The sequence below is a fragment of the Streptomyces sp. NPDC003300 genome (assembly GCF_040610915.1).
Lineage (GTDB): Bacteria > Actinomycetota > Actinomycetes > Streptomycetales > Streptomycetaceae > Actinacidiphila.
This window is the reverse complement of record NZ_JBEXNE010000011.1, coordinates 101,498-125,665: the sequence shown is the minus strand read 5'-3', so window position 1 is coordinate 125,665 and position 24,168 is coordinate 101,498. Positions and strand designations below refer to the sequence as shown.

Annotated in this window: 17 protein-coding genes and 2 pseudogenes; 10 read left to right on the top strand and 9 right to left on the bottom strand. The window is 72.4% G+C overall.

What is annotated here, in order from left to right:
• Positions 1-3 precede the first annotated feature (3 nt).
• The 3 genes from nuoL to nuoN are packed head-to-tail and all read left to right on the top strand — an operon-like array spanning position 4 to position 5,201.
• Positions 4-1,908 (top strand): NADH-quinone oxidoreductase subunit L, encoded by a 1,905-nt coding sequence (gene nuoL, locus ABZX65_RS18385; RefSeq protein ID WP_355340429.1) that lies wholly within the window; start codon positions 4-6, stop codon positions 1,906-1,908.
• A 6-nt stretch (positions 1,909-1,914) separates the two neighbouring features.
• Positions 1,915-3,534 (top strand): NADH-quinone oxidoreductase subunit M, encoded by a 1,620-nt coding sequence (locus tag ABZX65_RS18380; protein WP_355340426.1) that lies wholly within the window; start codon positions 1,915-1,917, stop codon positions 3,532-3,534.
• Positions 3,531-5,201, top strand: coding sequence for an NADH-quinone oxidoreductase subunit NuoN (nuoN, locus tag ABZX65_RS18375; RefSeq protein ID WP_355340423.1), 1,671 nt, complete (start codon positions 3,531-3,533; stop codon positions 5,199-5,201). The genes ABZX65_RS18380 and nuoN overlap by 4 nt, the downstream gene beginning before the upstream one ends.
• 118 nt (positions 5,202-5,319) lie before the next feature.
• Here nuoN and egtD read toward each other — a convergent pair whose 3' ends face one another.
• The 4 genes and pseudogenes from egtD to egtA form a co-directional block, all read right to left on the bottom strand.
• Positions 5,320-6,312 carry an L-histidine N(alpha)-methyltransferase gene (gene egtD, locus ABZX65_RS18370; RefSeq protein ID WP_355340722.1) on the bottom strand — a complete coding sequence of 331 codons (993 nt, stop codon included), beginning with the start codon at positions 6,310-6,312 and terminating at the stop codon, positions 5,320-5,322.
• Between the two features lie 108 nt (positions 6,313-6,420).
• Positions 6,421-7,248 (bottom strand): annotated as a pseudogene (egtC, locus tag ABZX65_RS18365) (ergothioneine biosynthesis protein EgtC); the annotation flags it as partial.
• Complete coding sequence (egtB, locus tag ABZX65_RS18360; protein WP_355340719.1) at positions 7,248-8,636, bottom strand: ergothioneine biosynthesis protein EgtB; 1,389 nt, start codon at positions 8,634-8,636, stop codon at positions 7,248-7,250. The pseudogene egtC and the gene egtB, both read right to left, overlap by 1 nt.
• Positions 8,637-8,972: 336 nt before the next feature.
• Complete coding sequence (gene egtA / locus ABZX65_RS18355) at positions 8,973-10,247, bottom strand: ergothioneine biosynthesis glutamate--cysteine ligase EgtA (protein WP_355340420.1); 1,275 nt, start codon at positions 10,245-10,247, stop codon at positions 8,973-8,975.
• 546 nt (positions 10,248-10,793) lie between these two features.
• Here egtA and ABZX65_RS18350 point away from each other — a divergent pair.
• The 6 genes and pseudogenes from ABZX65_RS18350 to ABZX65_RS18325 form a co-directional block, all read left to right on the top strand.
• Positions 10,794-11,813 (top strand): polyprenyl synthetase family protein, encoded by a 1,020-nt coding sequence (locus tag ABZX65_RS18350; protein WP_355340417.1) that lies wholly within the window; start codon positions 10,794-10,796, stop codon positions 11,811-11,813.
• 374 nt (positions 11,814-12,187) lie between these two features.
• Entirely contained in the window at positions 12,188-13,429 is a 1,242-nt protein-coding gene (locus ABZX65_RS18345; RefSeq protein WP_355340414.1) for a DUF2092 domain-containing protein, read from the top strand.
• Between the two features lie 160 nt (positions 13,430-13,589).
• Positions 13,590-14,600, top strand: coding sequence for an ABC transporter ATP-binding protein (locus ABZX65_RS18340; RefSeq protein ID WP_355340411.1), 1,011 nt, complete (start codon positions 13,590-13,592; stop codon positions 14,598-14,600).
• Between the two features lie 223 nt (positions 14,601-14,823).
• Positions 14,824-15,714 carry an ABC transporter permease subunit gene (locus tag ABZX65_RS18335; RefSeq protein ID WP_355340408.1) on the top strand — a complete coding sequence of 297 codons (891 nt, stop codon included), beginning with the start codon at positions 14,824-14,826 and terminating at the stop codon, positions 15,712-15,714.
• A 42-nt stretch (positions 15,715-15,756) separates the two neighbouring features.
• On the top strand, positions 15,757-16,665 hold the full coding sequence (locus ABZX65_RS18330) for a Sir2 family NAD-dependent protein deacetylase (RefSeq protein ID WP_355340405.1): 909 nt from the start codon (positions 15,757-15,759) through the stop codon (positions 16,663-16,665).
• A pseudogene (locus tag ABZX65_RS18325) lies at positions 16,608-16,952 on the top strand (DUF4259 domain-containing protein); the annotation flags it as partial. The gene ABZX65_RS18330 and the pseudogene ABZX65_RS18325, both read left to right, overlap by 58 nt.
• A 353-nt stretch (positions 16,953-17,305) precedes the next feature.
• Here the strand turns inward: ABZX65_RS18325 and ABZX65_RS18320 are convergent.
• Both ABZX65_RS18320 and ABZX65_RS18315 read right to left on the bottom strand, forming a co-directional pair.
• Entirely contained in the window at positions 17,306-17,506 is a 201-nt protein-coding gene (locus ABZX65_RS18320; RefSeq protein ID WP_355340402.1) for a DUF397 domain-containing protein, read from the bottom strand.
• The gene (locus ABZX65_RS18315; protein ID WP_355340399.1) at positions 17,503-18,378 is read right to left on the bottom strand and encodes a helix-turn-helix transcriptional regulator; all 876 of its coding nucleotides are present in this window, start codon (positions 18,376-18,378) and stop codon (positions 17,503-17,505) included. Before ABZX65_RS18315 ends, ABZX65_RS18320 begins: the two co-directional genes overlap by 4 nt.
• A gap of 356 nt (positions 18,379-18,734) precedes the next feature.
• Between ABZX65_RS18315 and ABZX65_RS18310 the strand changes: the two genes are divergently transcribed.
• Positions 18,735-19,187 carry an ATP-binding protein gene (locus tag ABZX65_RS18310; protein ID WP_355340396.1) on the top strand — a complete coding sequence of 151 codons (453 nt, stop codon included), beginning with the start codon at positions 18,735-18,737 and terminating at the stop codon, positions 19,185-19,187.
• A 74-nt stretch (positions 19,188-19,261) separates the two neighbouring features.
• Here the strand turns inward: ABZX65_RS18310 and ABZX65_RS18305 are convergent, their stop codons facing one another.
• From ABZX65_RS18305 to ABZX65_RS18295, 3 genes are all read right to left on the bottom strand, one after another.
• Entirely contained in the window at positions 19,262-20,677 is a 1,416-nt protein-coding gene (locus ABZX65_RS18305; RefSeq protein ID WP_355340393.1) for an Ig-like domain-containing protein, read from the bottom strand.
• 145 nt (positions 20,678-20,822) lie between these two features.
• Positions 20,823-21,779, bottom strand: coding sequence for an EamA family transporter RarD (gene rarD, locus ABZX65_RS18300; RefSeq protein WP_355340390.1), 957 nt, complete (start codon positions 21,777-21,779; stop codon positions 20,823-20,825).
• A gap of 145 nt (positions 21,780-21,924) precedes the next feature.
• Complete coding sequence (locus ABZX65_RS18295) at positions 21,925-24,066, bottom strand: acyltransferase family protein (protein WP_355340387.1); 2,142 nt, start codon at positions 24,064-24,066, stop codon at positions 21,925-21,927.
• Positions 24,067-24,168 lie beyond the last annotated feature (102 nt).

The window sequence follows — 24,168 nt, the reverse complement described above, 5'->3', positions numbered from 1 at the left end:
ACAGTGGAGAACCTGATCGGACTGCTCGTCGCGGCGCCGCTGCTGGGCGCGGGCATCCTGCTGACCGGAGGCCGGCGGCTCGACCGCTTCGGCCACCTGCTCGGCACGCTGCTCGCCCTGGCGTCGTTCGCGCTCGGCGTGGTGCTGTTCGCCAACATGCTGGGCAAGGACGCCGACGCGCGTGGCCTGCACTCGCACCTGTTCACCTGGGTGCCGGTCGGCGGTTTCCGCGCCGATGTCGGCTTCCAGCTCGACCAGTTGTCGATGACGTTCGTGCTGCTGATCACCGGTGTGGGCACGCTGATCCACATCTACTCGATCGGCTACATGGAGCACGACGAGCGCCGCCGCCGCTTCTTCGGCTACCTCAACCTGTTCCTCGCGGCGATGCTGCTGCTGGTGCTGGCCGACAACTACTTCCTGCTGTACGCCGGTTGGGAGGGCGTCGGCCTCGCCTCGTACCTGCTGATCGGCTTCTGGCAGCACAAGCCGAGCGCGGCGACCGCGGCGAAGAAGGCGTTCCTGGTCAACCGGGTCGGCGACATCGGCCTGTCGGTGGCCATCATGCTGATGTTCACCACCTTCGGCTCGTTCGCCTTCGCGGACATCCTGCCGCGGGCCGCCGACGCCTCGACCACGCAGCACGCCACGATCACCGGCATCGGCTTCATGCTGCTGCTGGCCGCGTGCGGCAAGTCGGCCCAGGTGCCGCTCCAGTCCTGGCTCGGCGACGCGATGGAGGGCCCGACCCCGGTCTCGGCCCTGATCCACGCCGCGACCATGGTGACCGCGGGCGTCTACCTGATCACCCGCTCCGGCGCGATCTTCAACGCGGCGCCCGACGCGCAGACCGCCGTCGTCACCGTCGGCGCGGTCACGCTGCTGTTCGGTGCGATCGTCGGTTGCGCGAAGGACGACATCAAGAAGGCGCTCGCCGGATCGACGATGTCGCAGATCGGCTACATGATCATGGCGGCCGGGCTCGGCCCGATCGGCTACGTCTTCGCGATCATGCACCTGGTCACGCACGGCTTCTTCAAGGCCGGGCTGTTCCTGGGCGCCGGTTCGGTCATGCACGGCATGAACGACGAGGTCGACATGCGCCGTTACGGCGGCCTGCGCACGTACATGCCGGTCACCTTCGTCACCTTCGGTCTCGGCTACCTGGCGATCATCGGCTTCCCCGGCCTGTCCGGCTTCTTCTCCAAGGACAAGATCATCGAGGCGGCCTTCGCCAAGGGCGGCGCCGAGGGCTGGATTCTCGGCTGCTGCGCCCTGCTGGGCGCCGCGATCACCGCCTTCTACATGACGCGCGTGATGCTGATGACCTTCTTCGGCGAGAAGCGCTGGGTGCCGGACGCCGAGGGCCACGAGCCGCACCCGCACGAGTCGCCCAAGTCGATGACCATCCCGATGATCATCCTGGCCTTCGGCTCGGTCCTGGCCGGTGGCCTGTTCAGCATCAACTCCTCCTTCGTGAAGTGGCTGGAGCCGGTCACCGGGCACGCCGAGGGCGACTCGCCGATCAGCGCGGGCACCGTCACCGGCGGCACGATGGTGGCGCTGGTCATCGGCGTCGGCATCGCCTGGATGCTGTACGGCCGCAGGTCCGTCCCCGCCGTCGCGCCGCGCGGCTCGCTGCTGACCCGGGCGGCCCGCCGCGACCTGCTCCAGGACGACTTCAACCACGTCGTCCTCGTCCGCGGCGGCGAGCACCTCACCCGCTCGCTGGTCTACCTCGACCACTCCCTGGTCGACGGCGTCGTCAACGGCACGGCCGCCTCGGTCGGCGGCCTCTCCGGCCGCCTCCGCAAGCTCCAGAACGGCTACGTACGGTCGTACGCCGTCTCGATGCTCGGCGGCTCCGCGGTGCTGGTCGCCGCGACTCTTCTCATGAGGGCGGTCTGATAGCTCATGTCCTTTCCCCTCCTCACGGTCACCGCCGCGCTGCCCGCGGTAGGCGCTGTCGTCACCGCGGCCGTGCCCGCGGCGAAGAGGACCGCCGCCAAGTACACGGCGCTGGTCTTCTCGCTGGGCACGCTCGGTCTGGCCATCGCCGCGCTGGTCCGCTTCGATCCGGGCGGCGACCGCTATCAGCTCACCGAGTCGCACGCCTGGATCAAGAACTTCGGGCTCCGCTACGACCTCGGCGTGGACGGCATCGCCGTCGCCCTGATCGCCCTGACCGCGCTGCTGATCCCCTTCGTGATGCTGGCCGGCTGGCACGACGCCGAGCCTCTGGAGACCGCGGCTCCCAGCGGCTCCGCCGCGGGCAACCCCCACCTCAAGTGGCGTCCCACGCAGGGCTTCTTCGCGCTGATCCTGCTGGTCGAGGCCATGGTGGTGCTCTCCTTCGAGGCCACCGACGTCTTCCTCTTCTACATCTTCTTCGAAGCCATGCTCATCCCGATGTACTTCCTCATCGGCGGCTTCGGCGACCGGGCGCACGCGGCCGGTGAGGAAGAGGCGGCACGGCAGCGGTCGTACGCGGCGGTCAAGTTCCTGCTGTACAACCTGGCGGGCGGCCTGATCATGCTCGCCGCGGTGATCGGCCTGTACGCGGTCACCGCCAAGCAGCTCGGCACCGGCACCTTCTCGCTCCAGGAGATCCTGGCCGCGCGCGGTTCCGGGAAGCTGCACATCGAGACGTCCACCGAGCGCTGGCTGTTCCTCGGCTTCTTCTTCGCCTTCGCGGTGAAGGCGCCGCTGTGGCCGCTGCACACCTGGCTGCCGAACGCGATGGGCGAGTCCACCGCGCCGGTCGCCGTACTGATCACCGCGGTCGTCGACAAGGTCGGCACCTTCGCGATGCTGCGCTACTGCCTCCAGCTCTTCCCCGAGGCGTCCAAGTGGGCGACCCCGGTGATCCTGGTCCTGGCCGTGATCGGCATCATCTACGGCGCGCTGCTCGCCGTCGGCCAGCGGGACATCAAGCGGCTGATCGCGTACGCCTCGATCTCGCACTTCGGCTTCATCATCCTGGGCATCTTCGCGATGACCACCCAGGGGCAGAGCGGCGCCGCGCTGTACATGGTCAACCACGGCATCTCGACGGCCGCGCTGATGCTGGTCGCGGGCTTCCTGATCACCCGGCGCGGCTCGCGGCTCATCGCCGACTTCGGCGGTGTGCAGAAGGTGGCGCCGGTACTGGCGGGCACCTTCCTGATCGGCGGCCTCGCCACCTTGTCGCTGCCGGGCCTGGCGCCCTTCGTCAGCGAATTCCTCGTACTGGTCGGCACGTTCAGCCGCTACCCGGTGCTCGGCATCATCGCCACGCTGGGCATCGTGCTCGCCGCGCTGTACGTGCTGGTGCTCTACCAGCGCACGATGACCGGCCCGGTCAAGGCCGGGATCGAGGGCATGTCCGACCTGAAGGTACGTGAACTGGTCGTCGTGGCACCGCTGATCGCGCTGCTGCTCTTCCTGGGCGTGTACCCGAAACCGGTGACCGACATCCTCAACCCGTCGGTCAAGCACACGCTCTCCGACGTGCACAAGACCGATCCCAAGCCCGCGCTGGAGGCGAAGAAGTGAGCGCAGCAGACAAGGGAGCCGTAGGTGTGGGCGCCGTCCACAGCTTGTGGACGACGGCCGCTCCGGTCGCCGACAAGATCCCGAAGCCGGACATCGAGTACGCCCAGCTCTCGCCGGTGCTGATCGTCTTCGGCGTGGCGATGGTGGGCATCCTCCTCGAGGCGTTCCTGCCGCGCCGCTCCCGTTACACCGCGCAGCTCGTCCTCGCCGTGGTCGGTCTCGCGGCGGCCTTCGCCGCCGTGGTCGCGCTCGCCGAGAAGGGGTACGGCACCACGAAGGCGCATGTCGCCGCGATGGGCGCGGTCGCCGTGGACGGTCCCGCGCTCTTCCTCCAGGGCACGATCCTGCTGGTGGCGATCGTGGCCGTCTTCACCTTCGCCGAACGGCGCCTGGACCCGAAGGCGCACGGCAACAACGTCGACTCCTTCGCGGCCCAGGGCTCCGCCGTCCCCGGCGGCGAGCAGGAGAAGGCCGCGGTCAAGGCCGGTTTCACCACCACCGAGGTCTTCCCGCTGCTGCTCTTCGCGGTCGGCGGCATGCTGGTCTTCCCGGCGGCGAACGACCTGCTGACGCTCTTCGTCGCCCTCGAGGTCTTCTCGCTGCCGCTGTACATCCTGTGCGCGCTGGCCCGCCGCAACCGCCTGCTGTCGCAGGAAGCCGCCGTCAAGTACTTCCTGCTCGGCGCCTTCTCCTCGGCCTTCCTGCTCTTCGGGATCGCCCTGCTCTACGGCTACTCGGGCACGGTCACCTACGGCGGCATCGCCTCGGTCATCGACGGCACCGCCCCGATGACCCCGGCGCTCGCCAACAGCACCGGCAACGACGCGCTGCTCCTGATCGGCTTCGCGATGGTCGCGGTCGGCCTGCTCTTCAAGGTCGGCGCCGTCCCGTTCCACATGTGGACCCCGGACGTCTACCAGGGCGCGCCGACCCCGGTCACCGGTTTCATGGCCGCCGCCACCAAGGTCGCCGCCTTCGGCGCGCTGCTGCGGCTGCTGTACGTCGTCCTGCCCGGACTGCGCTGGGACTGGCGGCCCGTCATGTGGGGCGTCGCCATCCTCACGATGCTGGCGGGCGCGATCATCGCCGTCACCCAGACCGATGTGAAGCGGCTGCTGGCCTACTCCTCGGTCGCCCACGCCGGGTTCATCCTGGCGGGCGTGATCGCCACCGACAAGGAGGGCGTCTCCTCCGTCCTGTTCTACCTCGCCGCGTACTCCTTCGTGACCCTCGGCGCCTTCGCCGTCGTCACGCTGGTGCGCGACGCGGGCGGCGAGGCCACGCACCTGTCGCGGTGGGCCGGTCTCGGGCGGCGCTCGCCGCTGGTCGCGGCCGTCTTCGCCGTGTTCCTGCTGGCCTTCGCGGGCATCCCGCTGACGTCCGGTTTCGCGGGGAAGTTCGCGGTGTTCAAGGCCGCGGCGCAGGGCGGTGCGATGCCGCTGGTCATCGTCGGTGTCATCTCGTCGGCCATCGCGGCCTTCTTCTACATCCGCGTGATCGTGCTGATGTTCTTCAGCGAGCCGAAGGCGGACGGTCCGTCCGTCGCGGTGCCGAGCCCGCTGACGTCCACCGCCATCGCCATAGGGGTTGCCGTCACGATCGTGCTGGGTCTGGCCCCCCAGTACTTCCTGGATCTCGCCGACAAGGCGGGCGTGTTCGTCCGCTGACCGTCTCCTCGCCGCCGCCGCGCCCCCGGGTGCCCCCTCAAGGGGCCCCGGGGGCGCGCCGCGTGGGGGGCGTGAGGGCCCCCGGCCGCCGGCCGTTGCCCCGGGGGACGGGGCGGGGTCAGTTGGGGACGGCGAGGAGGAGGGCGAAGCGGGACTGGGGGTCGGTCCACCAGTGGCGGACGGTGAAGCCGCCTTCGTGGAGTTCGGCCGTGAGGGAGTCGCGGCGGAATTTGCAGGAGATCTCGGTGCGCAGGTGCTCGCCGGGGGTGAAGCCGGTGGTGAGGTCGAGGTCGGGGATCTTGACGGTCTGGGCGGTACGGGAGCGCAGGTGCATCTCGATCCGCTCGTGGTCGGTGTTCCACAGGGCGACGTGGTCGAAGGCGTCGGGGTCGAAGTCGGCGCCGAGTTCGCGGTTGAGCACGTGCAGGACGTTCTTGTTGAACTCGGCGGTGATGCCCTGCGAGTCGTCGTAGGCGCGGATCAGGACGTCCGGGTCCTTGACCAGGTCGGCGCCGAGGAGCAGGACGTCGTCGCTGGTGAGGGAGAGGGACAGCGTCCGGTAGAAGGCGCGGCGCTGGGCCGCGTCGAAGTTGCCGATGGTGCTGCCGAGGAAGGCCAGCAGGCGCGGGCCCGGCTCGTCGGACAGCGCGAGACCGCTCTCGAAGTCGGCGACGGTCGCGGCGACGCGCAGCCCCGGGTAGTCGCGGACGATCGCCTCACCGGCCTCTTCGAGCGCGGACGCGCTGACGTCCAGCGGCGCGTAGCGCGACAGCGTGCCGCCCGAGGTCAGCGCGTCGAGCAGCAGCCGCGTCTTGCGGGAGGAGCCCGAGCCCAGCTCGATCAGGGTCGCGGCCCGGGTGAGCTGCGCGATCTCGGGGGCCCTGCGGGTCAGGATCTCCTGCTCGGCGCGGGTCGGGTAGTACTCCGGCAGCCGCGTGATCTGCTCGAAGAGGTCGCTGCCGCGCTTGTCGTAGAACCACTTGGGCGGCAGGGTGCGCGGCGCGGTGGTGAGCCCGCCGAGCACGTCGGCGCGCAGTGAGGTCGTGAAGTAGTCGGCGGGCAGCCGGTCGTCGAGGGTGAAGCGGCTGCCACCCGTGCGGCTCTCGTCCATGCTGCTCTCCTCCATAAGGTGCGGGTGCGGGTCCTCGCGTGTGCGGTCCTTGCCCCGGGCGTCCTCGCGGTCGGTACGGACAGGGGTCGGCGGGCGCAGCGGGATGATCCGTACGCCCTCGGTGGTCGCCAACAGCAGCGACCGGTCCGGGACTTCGTGCCAGTCGCCCGGAGCGTCGTCCGGCTCCGAGGCGACGAGCACGGACCTCCCGGACGCCACGGACCCCCCGGAGGCCACGGCTCCCCCGGACGCCACGGCCCCCGCCGACTCCGCGGACTCCGCGGACCCCGGCACATCGCGGCCGGTACGGAACCACAGCGTGTCCCCGTACGCCGTGGCCGCGATCGTCCGGCCGTCCGTGAGCAGCAGATTGAGCCGCGCGGTCGGCCGGGCGGCGGCGACCTCACGTACGACGGAGGCGAGCGCCCCGCCCGGCGGCTGGCCCTGCCGCAGCCGCCGGGTGAGCAGCGCCCACAACAGCGCCGAGTCGCTGTGGGACGCGAGGCCCAGCAGCTCGGCGGAGGTCAGATCGGTCGGCAGCCGCTCCCAGTCGGCGACGGCGCCGTTGTGGCTGAACAGCCAGCGGCCGTCGCGGAAGGGCGCGGCGGCCGACTCGTCCTGCGTGGTGCCCGCGGTCGCGGACCGTACCGCCGCCAGGACGGCGCCGGCCCGGATCGTCCGGGCCAGCTCGGTGAAGTTGGCGTCCGACCAGACGGGTACGGCCCGCCGGTAACGGGCGGGGAGCGGGAAGCCCTCGTCACCCTCCTCGGGCGAGGGCTCCAGCGGGTACCAACCCACGCCGAAACCATCCGCGTTCACCGTGCCGTGCCGTTGGAGCCGCGGCTGCCACGACTGCTCGTACAGTCCGCGCGACGGCTCGGTGAGCAGCCGGGCCAGCGTCAACGGCGGCCCGACGTACGCGAGATGACGGCACATCAGCCGCGCCCGGCTTCCGGGGACGCGGACGGGGACGCGGACGGAGACGTGGACGCCGACCCGGACCCTGCCCCGGCCCCCGGCCCCGACGCGTCCCGCGCCGTCCTGAACCCGGAGAAGATCTGCCGCCGGATCGGATAGTCCCAGTTGCGGAAGGTCCCGCGCGCCGCCACCTGGTCCGCGCCGAACGACCCGCCGCGCAGCACCTTGTAGTCGGGACCGAAGAAGACGTCGGAATACTCCTTGTACGGGAACGCCTCGAAGCCCGGGTACGGCGCGAAGTCCGAGGACGTCCACTCCCATACGTCGCCCAGGAGTTGACGCGCGCCGCAGGGCGCCGCACCGGCCGGGTAACTGCCCGCGGGCGCGGGCCGCAGGTGCGTCTGGCCGAGATTGGCGTGCTCGGGACCGGGATCGGCGTCACCCCACGGGTAGCGCAGCGAGCGCCCGGTCGCCGGGTCGTGCCGCGCCGCCTTCTCCCACTCCTCCTCGGTCGGCAGCCGCCGCCCGGCCCAGCGGGCGTACGCGTCGGCCTCGTACCAACACACGTGCACGACCGGCTCGTTGACCCGTACGGGCTCGGTCCGGCCGAAGACGCGCCGGGTCCAGACGGAGGCGCCGTCGTCGTACGACCAGAAGAGCGGCGCTTCGAGGCCCGCGTCCTGGACGTGCCGCCAGCCCTCCTCGGTCCACCAGCGGGCGTCCTGGTAGCCGCCCGCCGCGATGAAGGCGAGGTAGTCGCCGTTGGTGACCGGCACGGTGTCCAGCCAGAAGGCGGCGACGTCCACGGTGTGCTGGGGGCGCTCGTTGTCCAGCGCCCACGGCTCGGTGCTGGTGCCCATCGTGAACGGGCCGCCGGGGACGAGGACTTCGGCGGGCAGCACGGCCGCGTCCGCGGGCGCCCGCGGAGGCTCGGGGGCCTCCAGGACGGCCGGGCCGCTGCGGAGCTGATGGGTGGCGAGCATCGTCTCGTCGTGCTGCTGCTCGTGCTGGGCGAGCATCCCGAAGACGAAGCCGTCCGCGAGCAGCCGTTCCGCCCGCTCCCGCTTCAGGGACGGCGAGTCGTTGGGCGAGGTGTCGACGGCGTCCAGTACGTCGACGGTCTCGGCGCGTACCTCCGCCACGTACGCCCTGGCCTCGTCGGGGCCGAGCAGCGGCAGCGCGGGACGGTCGGCGCGCGGGTGCTGGAAGGCGTCGTAGAGCTGGTCGAGGTCGGGCCGCAGGCCCGGCCTGCCGCCGGCCTCACGGACCAGCCACAGCTCTTCCTGGTTGCCGATGTGCGCCAGGTCCCAGACCAGCGGGGACATCAGCGGCGAGTGCTGCGCGGCCAGATCCGCGTCGTCCACGCAGTCGGTGAGGGCCATGGTCCTGCGCCGGGCGGTCTCCAGCGCGGCGAGCGCCCGCGCCTTGACATCAAAGCCGCCGGAGCCGCCTGAGCCGCCGGAAGTCCCGGAGCCGCCGGAGCCGCCTGAGCCACCGGAAGTCCCGGAGCCGCCGGAGCCGCCGGAAGCCCCGGACCCGTTGGAAGCCCCGGACCCACCGGACCCGTCAGCACCGCCCGGAGCACGCGAAGCGCCCGAAGCGCCCGATGCCGAGCCAGGCGTGGCGGAAGCGGCCGAAGTGCTGGATGCGCCAGAAGTGAGGGAAGTGCCGGGTGAGGCACTGTTTTCGGCCGTGTTCCGGCCGTCGGTACGAGGGTTTGTCACGACATGCCTTCCGGAGGGTCAGACGCGGCGCAGCGCGTCCAACTGGTCATGGGCGGGACATCGTCCGCGTTCTGGATAGCGCTCGGCGAAGTCGGCGACGGCCAGCCGCAGGGCCGCCGGGGCGTCGGTACGCGCCAGCGCACCGGCCGCGGCGTCGAAACAGGCCCGTACGGCCTCGCCGATGACGGGGTCGGCGGGGCCGACCCGGGCGGCGCGCCGCCACATCTCCTCGGACGGCATCGGATCGCCGTCCTCGCAGAGGGGCTCGGTGGCCGCGTGGGCGGCCTCGGCGGCGACGGGGTCGTCCAGCAGTGTCGCCGTCAGCACGGTCGGGACGATCCAGTCGTCGCCGTCCTGCGCGTCGGTCATCCGCAGCTCCAGCCAGCCGCGCGGGCGGACCGGCGGGAAGAGCGTGCTGAGGTGGTAGTCGAGGTCGTCCACGGTCGGCGCCCGCACGCCCGGCGCGCCCCGCAGCCATGCGCGGAAGGTCAGGTCGCCCGGCACCGACCAGTCGGGCTGGGCGGCGTCCCAGACGCCGCTGCTGTCGGTGGGCCCCTCGCGTACGCACAGCAGGCGCGCGTCGAGGGCGTACCGCGTCCACGCGGTACGGGGGTCCTCGTCGTGCCCCGGCTGCCGGGTGCGGCTGGGGTCCATCCGGCTCCAGACCGCCTGCCGGGTGGAGACCCAGCCGGTCGGCGTACCGCCCTGGACCGGCGAATTCGCGAAGGCCGCGACCAGGACCGGGCCGATCCGGTGCGCCAGCTCCCAGCGGAAGCGGTAGCCGGAGGTGCCCGCGGAGTCGTCGCCCGCGTCGAGGTTCACCTGAAGGGCGGCGGTGCGCCGCATCATCGTGCGGCCCCACGGGCCGTCGCGGTCGAAGAAGCTCTCCATGGCCCGGTAGCGGGGATGGTCGAGCACGCGGGGAGGGTCGCGGAACGGGTCGAGCCCGCGTCCCACGAGGACGAGTCCCGCCTCGTCGGTCGCCTGTCGCAGTGCCGCGAGATCGGCGGCCATGGAGTCGACGCAGGCGGCGAGGGTGTCGGCGGGCCGGGAGCTGAGCTCCACCTGGCCGCCCGGCTCACGGGTGAGCCTGCTGCCGCTGGGCAGCCCGCCCGGCTGTTCGACGGGCGCGAGGGCCGCGTCCAGCCGGTCGACGGATATCAGGGACAGCGGATCGGAGCGGTCGTGGACCAGCCACTCCAATTCCACACCGGTGCGTGCGGGCGGACCCGTTTTGAAGCAGACCCCGCGCACGTGGGCCTCCGCCTCGTCTTCCCGCAGGTCGGCTGCCATCGATCCACCTCCTCTCTTTCCTTGGGGGGTTTCCCCGGGGATTACCCGTGGGGTCTACCCCGAAGCGAGGACATGTCACCTGTTGCTGCCGCGAGTGTAGTTGACCATGTTGCGGGACCGTCTTACGTAATGGTGAACGTTCTTCGGTCAACCGCCCGAATCGGCCATCATCCCTTCCGGGCGGTCTTTACGTCGCTAAAACCGGCATTACGGATCATAACCGGCCCGGTCGGAGACGGCCTGGTGTAGTGCCGGAGCGGGGGTAGCCGAGGGGCAGGGACGGGGAAAGCCGAGGGGCAGAGCGGGGAAGCCGCGCCGCCGGAGTGAGGAATCGGTGCGGCCGGAGCGGGGAACCCGTGAGGAAGCCGCGGCGAATACGGGGCGAATCCGGGGGGAATTCCGGAACCTCGCTTCCGGTACGCCGCGACCCCGCTTCCAGGGCGATGCCCCGGCGGTGATCCACAGCCGACCGGCTACGCTGCCCGTGTAGACAGTGCCGCCCCTCAGACCCCGCCAGAAGCCAGATCAGCGACAGGAGTACCCCTCGTGACCGTCGTCGGGCCCTTCGGGCTGAGCGTGTGGGACGAGGCCCTCGAGGCCGACGTCCAGGCCGGTCTCTCGGCCGTCGAAGAGGGCCTGTTGGAGGCCACCAAGAGTGATGTCCCGTTCATCACCGACGCCGCGCGCCACCTCCTCAAGGCGGGAGGCAAGCGCTTCCGGCCACTCCTGGTGATGCTCGGGGCCCAGTTCGGCGACCCGCACGCGCCCCGGGTGGTCCCCGCGGCCGTCGTGGTCGAGCTGACCCACCTGGCCACGCTCTACCACGACGACATCATGGACGAGGCCGAGGTGCGCCGCGGCGTGCCCAGCGCCAACGCCCGCTGGGGCAACTCCGTCGCCATCCTGACCGGCGACTTCCTCTTCTCCCGCGCCTCGCACATCCTGGCCGACCTCGGCCCCGAGGCCGTACGCGTCCAGGCGGAGTCCTTCGAACGGCTGGTCACCGGCCAGATCCTGGAGACGGTCGGACCGCGCGACGGCCGCGATCCGATCGACCACTACCTGGACGTCCTCGCGGGCAAGACCAGTTCGCTGATGGCCGTGTCCGGGCGGTTCGGCGCGATGATGTCCGGCGCGGACGAGACGGTCGTGCACACCCTCACCCAGTACGGCGAGCGGATCGGCCTGGCCTTCCAGCTCGCCGACGACCTCCTCGACATCACCAGCGACAGCCACGAGTCCGGCAAGACCCCGGGCACCGACCTGCGCGAGGGCATCGCCACGCTGCCGATCCTGCACGTACGCCGTCTGTACCAGCAGGCCGCGGGCGGCGTCTCGGCCACCGACCGCCGCCTCAACCAGCTCCTCGACGGCGACCTCACCGACGACGCCCTGCACGGCGAGGCCCTGAGCCTCCTGCGCGGCCACCCCGCGCTCGAACAGGCCCGCCGCGACACCCTCCGGTACGCCGACGAGGCGCGCGCCGCCCTCGCGCCGCTGCCGGAGTGCACGGCGAAGCTGGCGCTGGCGGCGCTGTGCGACATCGTGGTGCACCGGGCGGGCTAGCCCCCGCGTCGGGCTCCCGCGTCGGGCCCCGGCGTCGGGCTGCATCGGCGACGTGCACCGGCCGGTGAGGTCGGATCGCCGACGCCCCCTAGGTGGCGCCCTGCGCCGACCCGAGTACGGCGTCGGGGTCTGTCATCCCGGGGACGTACACAGGGTTGCATCCGTCGGCTGATGTGGCGGGTTGGCCGTTTTGGTGTGATGGAGACGTCCACTTCACGGCGGACCGGGCGACAATGGCCCGGGGAGCGGACGAGTGCGAGGCAGTGAACCGCCGCGACGACGGAGGTAGAGACGCGATGGCACGGATCCAACCGGCACAGTTTCCGGAGCACCCGGAATCGGACGAGCCCGGCAGGGGGCGGGGACGCAAGGCCATGCGGTACGCGGTGCCCGTCGCGGTGGCGGGGGTGGCGGCGGCGACCATCAGCCTCGTACCCGCGCTCGCGGACACCGGCAGCCCGTCGCTGCCCACGCTGACGGCGGAGCAGTTGCTCACGAAGATCGCGGCGTCCGACACCCAGACGGTGTCGGGCTCGGTGAAGGTCAGTACGGACCTCGGGCTGCCCGACGTCCTGTCCGGCGGCGCGGCGAGCAGCCTGTTCGGCGGCGCCGCGAGCGCCGCGGGCCCGTCCGGCAAGGACGGCAAGGACGGCAAGGGCTCGGCCGCGGCCCCGCAGGCCCAGCTCACCCAGCTCCTGGCCGGTTCGCACACCCTGCACGTGGCGGCGGACGGCCCCGACCGGCAGAAGGTCTCGATCATCGAGCCCACCGCCGAGTACAGCCTGATCCACAACGGCACCGAGGTCTGGGGCTACGACAGCGGGTCCAACGAGGCGTATCACGCGACCGCCCCGGCCGACGCCAAGGGCGGCGCCGACAGCAGGGCCCGGTCCCAGGACTTCCCGGCCACCCCGCAGGCCGCCGCCCAGCAGGTGCTCAAGGCCGCCGACGGTACGGCCTCGGTCACCGTGGACGGCACCGCGCGTGTCGCGGGCCACAGCGCGTACCAACTCCTGGTCACCCCGCAGCACGCGGACAGGACCACGGTCGGCGCGATCCGTATCGCCGTCGACTCCAAGACCGGCGTCCCGCTGAAGTTCACGCTCTCGCCCAAGGGCGGCGGCAAGGCCATCGTGGACATCGGCTTCACGAAGGTGAGCTTCGGCAAGCCGTCCGCGTCGACCTTCACCTTCACCCCGCCCAAGGGCGCGAAGGTCACCGAGGCCGGCAAGGAGTCCGACGCCGTCGCCAAGGGCCAGAAGGGGTTTGACGGTGTCACCGGCCTGCCCGGCTTCGACGGTGTCAACGGCACCGGTCACACCTCCGGCGCCGAGCCCACCGTCATCGGCAAGGGCTGGGACTCCATCGCCGTCATCACGTCGCCCGGCGGCCTGCCCTCCGGCGCCGACAAGAACGCGCACGGCAAGGGCGGCGGCGACGCCCAGTCCCTGCTCAACAGCTTCGGCCGGCACGTCACCGGTGACTTCGGCTCCGGCACCGTCTTCCACACCCGCCTGGTCAACGCCCTCCTGACCGACAAGGGCACCCTGTACGTCGGCGCGGTGACGCAGTCCGCGCTGACGGACGCGGCGAACGCGTCGAACGCGGCGAAGTAGCGTCGCTCGCACGCCAGTCGGCGGGTGCCCGTCCCCGTCCGGGGGGGGGCACCCACCGGGCGCGGGCGGAAGCGGGTCCGGGCCCAGGCCCGGAGCCGGGAGTTCCGGCCGGGCGCGGCGTGCGCCGTACACTTCCCAGTCCCCGTCGCAGAGGAGCGCGATGCAGCAGCCGCAGGCCGCCGGGCCGAACGGGTCGAGCGCGTACGACGCGGTGACCGTGCCCGCGGCGGACGCCGCCGACGTGGTGATCGAGACGCGCGGCCTCGCGAAGCGGTACCGCGGCACGCTCGCCGTGGACGGCCTGGACCTGCGGGTGCCGCGCGGCAGCGTCTTCGGTTTCCTGGGCCCCAACGGCTCGGGGAAGACGACGACGATCCGGATGCTGATGGGCCTGATCGCGCCGACGGCGGGCACGGCGCGGGTGCTGGGCCGCCCGATGCCGGGCGCACAGCGCACGGTGCTGCCCAAGGTGGGCGCGCTGATCGAGGGCCCGGCCCTCTACGGCTTCCTGTCCGGCCGGGACAATCTGCTGCGGTACGACGCGGCCGACCCGACGGCCGACCCGCGTACGCGCCGGGCCAGGGTGGGCTCCGCGCTGGACCGGGTCGGGCTCACGGCGGCGGGCCCGAAGAAGGCGAAGGCGTACTCGCTGGGCATGAAGCAGCGGCTCGGACTGGCCGCCGCCCTGCTCCAGCCGCGCGAGCTGCTGGTCCTCGACGAGCCCACGAACGGGCTCGATCCGCAGGGCATGCGCGAAATCCGCTCCCTGGTAAGGGAGCTGGCCGCCGACGGCACCACCGTCTTCCTCTCCTCGCACCTGCTGGACGAGATCGAGCAGGTCTGTACGCACGCGGCCGTCATGGCGCGCGGCCGGCTCCTCACGCAGGGGCCGGTGGCCGACCTCGCGGCCGGTACGCGCGGGCGGCTCGTCGTCACCACACCGGACCCGGCGGAGGCGGCCCGCGTGCTCACCGACCACGGCGTCGGCGCCCTCCTCACCGACGGCCAACGCCTCAGCGGCGAACTGCCCCCCGACCCGCCGGACCTCGCCGACCTCAACGCCGCGCTGGTCGCCGCGGGCGTCCGCGTGCGCGGCTTCGGCCTCGAACGCGCCTCCCTGGAGGACGCGTTCGTCGCCCTGACAGGAGAGGGCTTCGATGTCGCGGGCTGAAACGGAGCCGGCCGCTTCGAGCGCCGACCAGAACCGGCCTGCGGCCGACCAGAACCGGCCTGCGGCCGACCAGAACCGGCCTGCGACCGGCCCGCGACCTGAGCCGACCCCCGCCCCGGACCCGGCCGGCCCGGAGCCCGCATCGCCCCCGGAGCCCGCCGCCCGGCCCTCCGGGCCCGCCACCGATCCCCCCGGGACCGAAGCCGGAGCCGCCGCGGGCACCGTGGCCACCGAGCCGCCGTCCGGGCCGCGTACGCCCCGGCTGCTCTGGAGCTTCGGGCTGTTCCGGTCGGAGCTGGTCACCGTGTTCCGGCGGTGGCGGACGCTGGCGCTGTTCGCGGTGCTGGCGGGGGTGCCGCTGCTGGTGGGCGTGGCGGTGCGGATCGAGACGCGTAACGGGGGGTCGCTCGGCGGGGGCGGGGGGCCGGACGGGAACGGAAACGGCCCGGCGTTCATCGAGCAGGTGAGCAACAACGGCCTGTTCCTGACGTTCGCCGCCCTGGCGGCCACGCTCCCGTTCTTCCTCCCGATGGCGATCGGGGTGATCGCGGGCGACTCGATCGCGGGCGAGGCCAGCGGCGGCACGCTGCGCTATCTGCTGGTGGCCCCGGCGGGCCGCACCCGCCTGCTGCTCGCCAAGTACGCGTCCGTGCTGGCCTTCTGCCTGGCGGCCACCCTGGTGGTCGCCGTCTCGGCGCTGATCGTCGGCTTCGCGCTCTTCCCGGTCGGAGACGTCACGCTGCTGTCGGGCACGACGATCTCCCTCTCGGACGGCATGCTGCGCTGCCTGCTGATCGCGGTCCTGGTCGCGGCCTCCCTGGTCGGCATCGGCGCGCTGGGCCTGTTCATCTCGACCCTCACCGACAGCGGCATCGGCGCCATGGCCGCCACCGTCGGCCTGCTCATCACCGTCCAGATCATCGACAACATCCCCCAGCTCCACGCCTTCCAGCCCTACCTCTTCCCCCACTACTGGCTCAGCTTCGCCGACATCCTCCGCGACCCCGTCACCTGGACCGGCATCGCCAAGAACCTCGGCCTCCAGGCCCTCTACGCCGCCGTCTTCGGCTCGGCCGCCTGGGCCCGCTTCACCACCCGCGACGTGACGGCCTAGGACAGGCCCCTAGCGCCCGTCAGGCGGGCGTACGCTGCCGGTATGGAGACCGGGGTCGGCAGGGGGCGAGGGGAAGGCGTGGACGTGCTGGCCGGGTTCCTGGCCGGGCGGCCGGCCGTGGTGCTCAGCGGGGCGGGGCTGTCGACGGAGTCGGGGATTCCGGACTACCGCGGGGTGACGGGGCGGCGGCGGACGTCGGCGCCGATGACGTATCAGGAGTTCGTCGGGGAAGAGGCGGCCAGGCGCCGGTACTGGGCGCGCAGCCACCTCGGGTGGCGGACGATCGCGCGGGCGCTGCCGAACGACGGGCACCGGGCGGTGGCGCGGCTCGTGCGGGCGGGCGCGGTGACCGGGGTGATCACGCAGAATGTGGACGGGCTGCACGCGGCGGCCGGTACGGCGGAGGCGATCGACCTGCACGGCAGGCTGGACCGGGTGGTGTGCCTGAACTGCGGCGACCTCAGCGACCGTACGCGGCTGGACGAGCGCCTGGACGAGGCGAACCCCGGCTTCCGCGCCACCGCCGTCGCCCACACCAACGCGGACGGCGACGCCGAACTCCCGGCGGGGAGCACCGAGCGGTTCCGGCTCGTGCCCTGCGAGGTCTGCGGCACCGGCACGCTCAAGCCGGACGTGGTCTTCTTCGGCGAGAATGTGCCGCCCGAGCGGGTCCACCGCGCCTTCGCCCTGGTCGACGCCGCCCCCGCCCTGCTCGTCCTGGGCTCGTCCCTCACCGTGATGTCGGGGCTGCGACCTGCCCCTCGGCCCCACCCTCAGCGCCCTGACGGAGGCGCTGGGCGCGGCGGCCGTCTGAGCGGCGGGAGAAGGACATGGGCACCTGGCACGTCGGCCCCTTCGACAACGACACCGCGTGGGACCTCAGCGACACCCTCGACGACGCGAGCCCCGACGCGCGCCCCGGCATCGTCCGCGACGCCCTCGTCCGCGTGATCGACACGACGGGCGACCTCGACGCGGACATCTCCGAAGAGGCCGTCGCCGCCGCCGCGCTGGTCGCCGCCCAGTGCCCCGGCGGTGAGCCCATCGACCCCGACTACGGGCCGAAGCGGCCGCTCGCGGACCTCACACCGCTGCGCGCCACGGCCCTCAGGGCCCTGGACCGGGTCGTCACCGACCCCTCCGAGCTGCTGGAGCTCTGGGACGAGCCCCCTGACGGCCCCTGGCGGGCGACCGTCACCCGCCTCCAGCACACGCTCACCCCTCAAGCGCCCACCTGATGCCGTAACCCGGCCCGCTCAGCGGCCCCCAGTGCTCGTCATCGACACCGACGGCTCGGGCACCGACCCGGCCGACCGGGGCCACCGCCTCCTGGGAGCCCTGCCAGGGGAACAGCGGTGACCACCCATCTGCGGGCGCCCGCAGCCCCGTTGGTGACGGCGCACGCCAAACGCGTCGTCGCCGATACCGGGGTCCTGAACAATCCGTACTTCCGCACGCTGGTCGACGGCAGCATGCCGTTGGAGAAATTCCGCACGACCCCGCGCTTGGTCCTTCACCGCGAAGGTAGGCCGCCGACATGGCGAAGGCCCCCGGTGGCGACTCCGGGGGCCTTCGCGTGGCGCGTGGTGCCTTAGTGAGCGAACTCGCCGTTTCGCGTACCCGCGAGGAAGGCGGTCCACTCGGTGGGCGTGAAGTAGAGGCTCGGACCGGCCGGGTCCTTGCTGTCCCGCACGGCCCGCCCTCCGCCGGCCGTGGCGGCGACCTCCACGCAGTTGTTTTCCGCCCCGGAGTACGAGGACTTCCGGAAGGGCCCTATTACCTTAGGGGTCACTTTGTGTCGTCCTTGCTTCTCTGTAGTGCGCCTCGGATGAGCCGCGCGCTTGCATCCGGGGCCAGTGCTGCCGATCGTAGTTGATCAAATGCGAGAGCGTAAGCGGTCAAATCCTCGGCGGCTTCCAGGATGGAGGCTCCCCGGAGATTGTCCAACGTGACTGCCTCGACCACGGGTTCGCTGTCGAAGGAGAAGCTCGAAAACGCGGCGGGCATTGACGCCTTGACTCCGGCTGAAATCGATAGCACCTGTAGCGTCACGTTCTGCCTTTGGCCGACCTCAAGAATGTGGGCCAATTGCTGTTGGTAGACCTCGGGTTTGACGATCGAGTGGATGATCACCGGTTCCCAGATGATGACCGTGTAGTTCGCCGAGCCCTCGACCTCGTCGATTTTTACCTGGCGGTCCTGCCGCACCTTGACGAGCTGCGAGACCCGCTCCGGGTCGATGAAGTGCGGAGCACTTGTGATCACCGCCTCCGCGTACGCGGGGACTTGGAGCAGTCCGGGGATCAGGTTGGGCTGCCACTCGCGGATGTACGTCGCGTCATCCTCAAGCGAGATGTGGTCCAAGTAGTCCGCGCGTAGGTGCGCAGCATGCTCCAGCCACCAACCGCGCCGGTTCGACCCCTTGGCCAACTCTTCGAGCCGAGAACGCACTTCGGGATCGGTCACGCCGTACGCGTCGAGGAGCAGGCGCAGTTCGATGACGCGGGTGCTGATGTGGCCGGTTTCGATGCGGCTGATCTTGCTGGCGCTGACCGCGATCACCTCGGCGGCCTGTGGTTGATCGAGCTGAGCTGCGGTTCTGTACTTTTTCAGGGCCGACCCGAGTCGCCTGCTGCGCACGGTCGGCCGTCCCCCTGCGGGCATGGGTCGGCTCCCTTCTCGGCACGCCCGGTCACGTACCGGGCACAACTCTAGGGCCACGCGACGCCGTTGACGCACCGGATTGCACGCGTGCGCCTGTTCTGGTTGCGGCGCAGCCATTTCCGTGCCTACTCTCGTACTACGCGCTACTTCGCACCGCGATGCGGCGCGGTGCTTGGCGCTGCCAAGTACGTACCGATTCCCGTCGCGTGGGTGCCGCGCCCCGCGACGGGTGGCGAGGACCCCCGTGCGGCGCCACTCCCCGTGGGCGCCCGGGTGAGTCCTCCGTCGGGGCCCCCGACGTGGCGACAAGGGGGCCCCGACGTCAATGGGATTCGGCGACGAGGGAAGGCACGGCCATGCACCGAGAACCACCTGGACAGTCCGACGAATCGGCGGGCGAGCCGCCCGGTGCCGAATCCCGAACGGTCGCCCGGTTGTGGCCGCGTACGCCGCGTTCGGTGGGGCGGGCGCGGCACGAACTGGAAACGGCCCTCAAGGGCTGGGGACTGGAAGACCTCACGGATTCCGCCGTGTTGATCCTGTCGGAGTTATTCACGAACGCCGTCGTGCACGCGCGGGTCGCCGGGCGCGATGTGCAGACGCGGTACGTGCGGACGCCTGGCGGTGTGCGGATCGAGGTGCACGACGCGGGGGACGGGCGGCCCGAGCCACGGGTCGCGGCGGAGAGCGACGAGGACGGGCGCGGGCTCGCGCTGGTCAACGCGGTCGCGGGGCCCGGGCATTGGGGCGTCGGGGAGCGGGACGGCGTCGGGAAGATGGTCTGGGCGGAGTGCGGCCTCGGGCGGTGACGCGCGGGTGAACGTGACCGCGCCCGCCGGGAACCGTACCGGCGGGCGCGGAGCCGTACACGAAGGCAGGGGGGTCAGCGGCGGCGCTTCCGCGCGCGGGTGGCGGTCACCGCGAGGGCCCCGGCGGCGACGAGGCCGCCCGCGACCATGGCGAGGGGACCGTCGGCGCCCGAGGCGGCCAGTTCGGGGCCGGTCTGCTGCGGCTGCGGGTGGTTGGCCGGGGGAGCGGGGTGCGGCTTGGGCGGCGTCGGCGTCGGCTTCGGCCTGGTGACGTCCACGCTCACCTTCACGAACTTCGGCTGCCCGTCCTTCGCCGTCACCTTGTAGATGAAGGAGTCCTTGCCCGCGTAGCCCTTGTCGGGCGTGTAGACGAGGTGGTCTCCCTCGACCGCGACCTTTCCGTGGTCCGGCGGCTCGGGGACGGTGACCGGGGTGTGGGGCGCGCGGTCGGGGGTGACCGGGACCCGGACCGGGCCGCCGTTCCCGGGGACGGTCACCGGCGGCGCGGGCTCGGGCGTACAGCCGATCCGGAAGTCGGCGCCGCGCACGTCACCGCCCGAGGTGTCGGCGTTACGGCTGGTCGCGCCGGTCGCCGTGTACCCGGCGGGCGCCGGCAGCACGACCCGGAAGCGGCCGGTGGCCACGCCGGAGAAGGAGTACGCGCCGTCGGCGTCGACGGCCGCCGCCACCGGCTGGCCCGCGCTGTCGAGCACGGCGGCGCCGGTCGCGGTGCGCAGCCGTACCGACGTGCCGGGCGGGATGCCGCAGTCCGAGGCGACCGTGCCGCTGATGTCGGCGTCCGGGGCGGCCATCCAGATCTGGTAGACCGGCGATCCGCTGAGCACGCTGTAGGTGAAGGAGATCGAGGTCACCGGGGCCGTCGGGCGGAACCAGCCGGAGGCGCCGTTGGTGTCGAGCACGTTGCCGCGCAGCGTCGAGGTCGCGGGGTCCCAGGTGGGCACGTCGGTGTTCGGGCCGGAGCCGCACGAGGACGGCTTCGGCGTGCCCACGCAGTAGTTGAAGGTCGACTGGAAGCCGAGCTGCGCCGCCGTCAGCCGTACACCGCCCGCGCCTGTCGCGCTGATCCGCACCTGGTCGGCGTCGATGTCGCCGAGGGTGAAGCCCCAGCCGACCGGGGTGGCGGCGGCGAAGGTGACGGTGGTGAGGGACGGCCGGCCGTTGGTGCCGCCGGTCGAGGGGCGCAGAGCGAGGTAGTTCTGCCCGCGCGAGCTGCCGTACTCGGCGCCGAAGGGGGTGGAGCCGTTGAGGAAGGTCGAGGTGCCGCCGGGGATGGACGGCGAGCTGCTGTCGGTGCTGAAGGTGGCGTCGGGGAAGCCGGTCACGGGCACGTGCAGCACCTCGGGACTCCAGCTCCCGTAGGCGGAGCCCGCCGCCACGGCCGGGCTCGCGGCCAGCGGGATCATGACGGCGGCCGTGGCCGCCGCGGCCAGCCCCCGGGCCGTTCTCGTGGTGAGTCTGTTGGCCGGCATGCGCACGACGCGTTCTCCTGCACTTCGGGCGGCCCGGCGCCTGACCGCCGGACGAGTACGTCCTTCGCATGACCGATCGTCAGATCACCCAATCGGCGGCGGTGTCCGTGTCCCCCGAGTGGATGTCGGCGCTCGCCCGTTCGGCTCAGCCGGGCAGCGGGGAGTCGGTCGCCTCCGGGGACTCCACGACCGCCGGGGCCTGGCGCGCCGCGCGCGCTTCCGTACGCCCGCGGTGTGCGCCCCTGATCGCGTCCCAGGTGAGCAGGACGAGCGCCGCCCACACCATCAGGAAACCGGCCCAGCGCTCGGGGGGCATCTCCTCGTGGAAGTGGAGCACGCCGATCAGGAACTGGAAGACGGGCGTCAGATACTGCATGAGGCCGATGGTGGACAGCGGGAGCCGGGTCGCCGCCATGCCGAAACAGACCAGCGGCCCCGCCGTGACCAGGCCGCAGGCGGCCAGCAGGGCGGCGTGGCCGGGGCCGTGGTGGGTGAAGGTCGAGTCGCCGCGCGCGCCGAGCACGACGAGGAAGACCAGCGCGGGCAGGAACTGCACCGAGGTCTCGGCGGCCAGCGACTCCAGGCCGCCCATGTTGATCTGCTTCTTCGCCAGGCCGTAGACGCCGAAGGAGAAGGCGAGCGAGAGGGCGATCCACGGCAGCCGCCCGTATCCGACGGTGAGGACGACGACGGCCAGCGCGCCGACGCCGACCGCCGCCCACTGCACCGGGCGCAGCCGCTCGTGCAGGACGAGGACGCCGAGCGCGATGGTGACCAGCGGGTTGATGAAGTAGCCGAGCGAAGCCTCCACCACATGGCCCGCGTTGACGGCCCAGATGTACAGGCCCCAGTTGACGGAGACGAAGACGGCGGCGACGGCGATCAGGCCGAGCCGCCCGGGCTGCCTGACCAGTTCGGATATCCACGCCCAGCGGCGCATCGCCAGCAGGATCACGGCGACCACCACCAGCGCCCACACCATCCGGTGGGCCAGGATCTCCAGCGCTCCCGCCGGTTCGAGCAGCGGCCAGAACAGCGGGAACAGGCCCCACATGCCGTAGGCCGCGAAGCCGTAGACCAGTCCCGCGCGCCGCTCGTTCATCCCGACCCCTTCCCGTACCGCCCCGGCCGTACGACCCGCCGTCGGCGCGCGACGTGACGACGGTAGCGGCAGCCGCCCCGGCCTGTCATGTCCGTTCCGCTCCACGGTCATGACAGGCCGGTGGCCGGGGCCGGGCGGCACCGCCTTACGGCAGGAGGGCGGTGAGGCGGCGGCCGAGGACCGGGGCCAGCGCGTCGGCGTACGTCTCGGACATGTGGCTGTCGTCGCGGTAGACCAGGGTGTCGCCCGCGAGCACCGGGCAGGCGCCGTCCGTGGCGCACAGCCAGGGCGCGGGGTCGATCACGGCGGCGCCGGCCGCCGTCGCCGCCGCCCGTACCGCGCCCTGCCGCGCCGGGTCCCGGAGCGCGTCGGGCAGCCGGCTCGCGCAGTGGCCGAGCCGCAGCGGGTGGGCCGTCGCGCACTCGACGGCGTCGGAGGCGGGCCAGGGGGTGTCGAGCAGGGCGGCGACCCGCGCGCCCGAGGCCGCGAGCGCGGTGAAGGTGGCGCGGAAGCCGTCCGTCCACTGCCGTACGGGATCGGCGGCCGGGTGCAGCGGGCGGCCCGCGTCCGAGGACGAGACGAGGACGAGACCGGGGCGGAGCGCGGCGATCCGGGCGACCGCCGCGCGGCGCCAGGTGTCGCAGACGGCGGGGCCGCCCTGGTAAACGGTCGTCACCGTCGCGGCGTTGCACGACGCCTTCGTCAACGACACCAGTTTCCAGTGCCGTTCGCGCGCCAGCCGGTCGAGCGCGGGGAACCACTGGGCGGCGTGCGAGTCGCCGAAGAGGACGACGGTGGTGGCCGCGGACGGGTCGCCGTAGACGCACGGGGGTGTGCTCGTACGCGCGTAGCCCGCGTGGCAGCCGTCCCGGTAGACCGCCGAGCGCACCGGCTTGACCTCGGCCAGGGGCGGGGTGAGATTGCTCGGCAGGCTCGGACCCGAGGTCCGCAGGAGCTGCCCGAGCCGCAGCGCGGGGTCGCGCGCCGCCGTCAGCTCCCGCCGCAGGTCGGGCGCGGGTCTGCCGGAGTCGACCGCGGGCGGGAAGTGGGCGGCGGTCAGCACGGCCACCGCGGCGCCCGCCGACAGGCCGCCGCCGAGCCGCAGCGCCAGGGCCGGACGGCGGCGGAAGGCGGCGTGGAACCGTATCGGGTTCTCCACCAGCCGCAGCGTCGCCCAGGCCAGCGCCAGCGCGACCGCGCACAGGGCCAGGGCGAGACCGGTGGAGGGCGCGGTGTTCAGCGCCGCGGGTCCGATGACCAGCAGGGGCCAGTGCCACAGATACCAGCCGTAGGAGAGGCCGCCGAGCCGGGCGACCGGCCGCCGGGCGAGCAGGAGTCGGGCGCCGTAGCGGGCGGGGGAGGGGGCGTGGGTGCGGGTGCGGGTGCGGGTCGGGGAGTGGCCGGGGGCGTGGGTCGGGGAGGGGCCGGGGGTCGGGGAGGGGCCGGGGGATCGGCCGCCCGCGAGGACGAGGAGGGTGCCGACGACCGGCAGGAGCGCGTAACGGCCGGGGAAGGGCGTGGCGTCGTCATACGTCAGCGCGGCCACGACGATGCCGGTCAGGCCCGCCCAGCTCAGGGCCGCCGCGAGGGGGGCTCGGAGGGCCAGTCGGTGCGCGCCGAGGGCGAGCAGCGCGCCCGCGCCCAGCTCCCAGAAGCGGGCGGGGGAGCCGAAGTAGGCCCAGGAGGGGGAGGAGCGGGTGAGGGCGAGACTCAGCGCGAAGGAGGCCGCGCAGAGGGCGGTGAGGGCCAGGGCCGCCGGGAGCGCGGGGCGGCGGCGCCACCGCAGGCACAGGACGAGCAGCAGCGGCCAGAGCAGATAGAACTGCTCCTCCACCGCCAGCGACCAGAAGTGCTGGAAGGGGGAGGGCGGTTCGCTCGCGCCGAGGTAGTCCGTACCGGCGGCGGCCAGCCGGAAGTTGACGGCGTAGAGCGAGCTGCCGAGCGCGTCCCCCGCGTACTGCGCGAAGCGGATCTTCGACAGGAAGAGCCGGCAGCCCGCGAGCGTGCAGAGCACGACGAGGGTCGCGGCGGGCAGCAGGCGCACCGCGCGGCGGGCGTAGAAGTCCCTGACCGATATGCGGCCGGTGGCGCGGGACTCGCGGGTCAGCAGCGAGGTGATCAGGAAGCCCGAGACGACGAAGAAGACGTCGACGCCGACGTATCCGCCCGCGACCGCGCCGACGCCCGCGTGCGCGAGGACGACGAGGGTGACCGCGACGGCGCGCAGTCCCTGGATGTCCAGGCGCGGCGGGTCCCGCGGGTGCGGCGGTGCGGTGGCCGTGGTCACGGTGGGGTCCTCGGGGCGCTGCGTCGAGGCCGCCCCGCCGTCTGTTCACGAGGACGCGCCGTCCCGCGAAGACAAGCAACGCTCCGGGGCGGGGGCGTGAAC

What these genes read in the sequence shown, in the direction of transcription:
- ABZX65_RS18380 (WP_355340426.1), top strand. Translation starts at nt 1,915, where the DNA reads ATGTCCTTTCCCCTCCTCACGGTCACCGCCGCGCTGCCCGCGGTAGGC.
- egtD (WP_355340722.1), bottom strand. Translation starts at nt 6,312, where the DNA reads ATGGACGAGAGCCGCACGGGTGGCAGCCGCTTCACCCTCGACGACCGG.
- egtA (WP_355340420.1), bottom strand. Translation starts at nt 10,247, where the DNA reads ATGGCAGCCGACCTGCGGGAAGACGAGGCGGAGGCCCACGTGCGCGGG.
- ABZX65_RS18345 (WP_355340414.1), top strand. Translation starts at nt 12,188, where the DNA reads ATGCGGTACGCGGTGCCCGTCGCGGTGGCGGGGGTGGCGGCGGCGACC.
- ABZX65_RS18340 (WP_355340411.1), top strand. Translation starts at nt 13,590, where the DNA reads ATGCAGCAGCCGCAGGCCGCCGGGCCGAACGGGTCGAGCGCGTACGAC.
- ABZX65_RS18330 (WP_355340405.1), top strand. Translation starts at nt 15,757, where the DNA reads ATGGAGACCGGGGTCGGCAGGGGGCGAGGGGAAGGCGTGGACGTGCTG.
- ABZX65_RS18315 (WP_355340399.1), bottom strand. Translation starts at nt 18,378, where the DNA reads ATGCCCGCAGGGGGACGGCCGACCGTGCGCAGCAGGCGACTCGGGTCG.
- ABZX65_RS18310 (WP_355340396.1), top strand. Translation starts at nt 18,735, where the DNA reads ATGCACCGAGAACCACCTGGACAGTCCGACGAATCGGCGGGCGAGCCG.
- ABZX65_RS18305 (WP_355340393.1), bottom strand. Translation starts at nt 20,677, where the DNA reads ATGCCGGCCAACAGACTCACCACGAGAACGGCCCGGGGGCTGGCCGCG.
- rarD (WP_355340390.1), bottom strand. Translation starts at nt 21,779, where the DNA reads ATGAACGAGCGGCGCGCGGGACTGGTCTACGGCTTCGCGGCCTACGGC.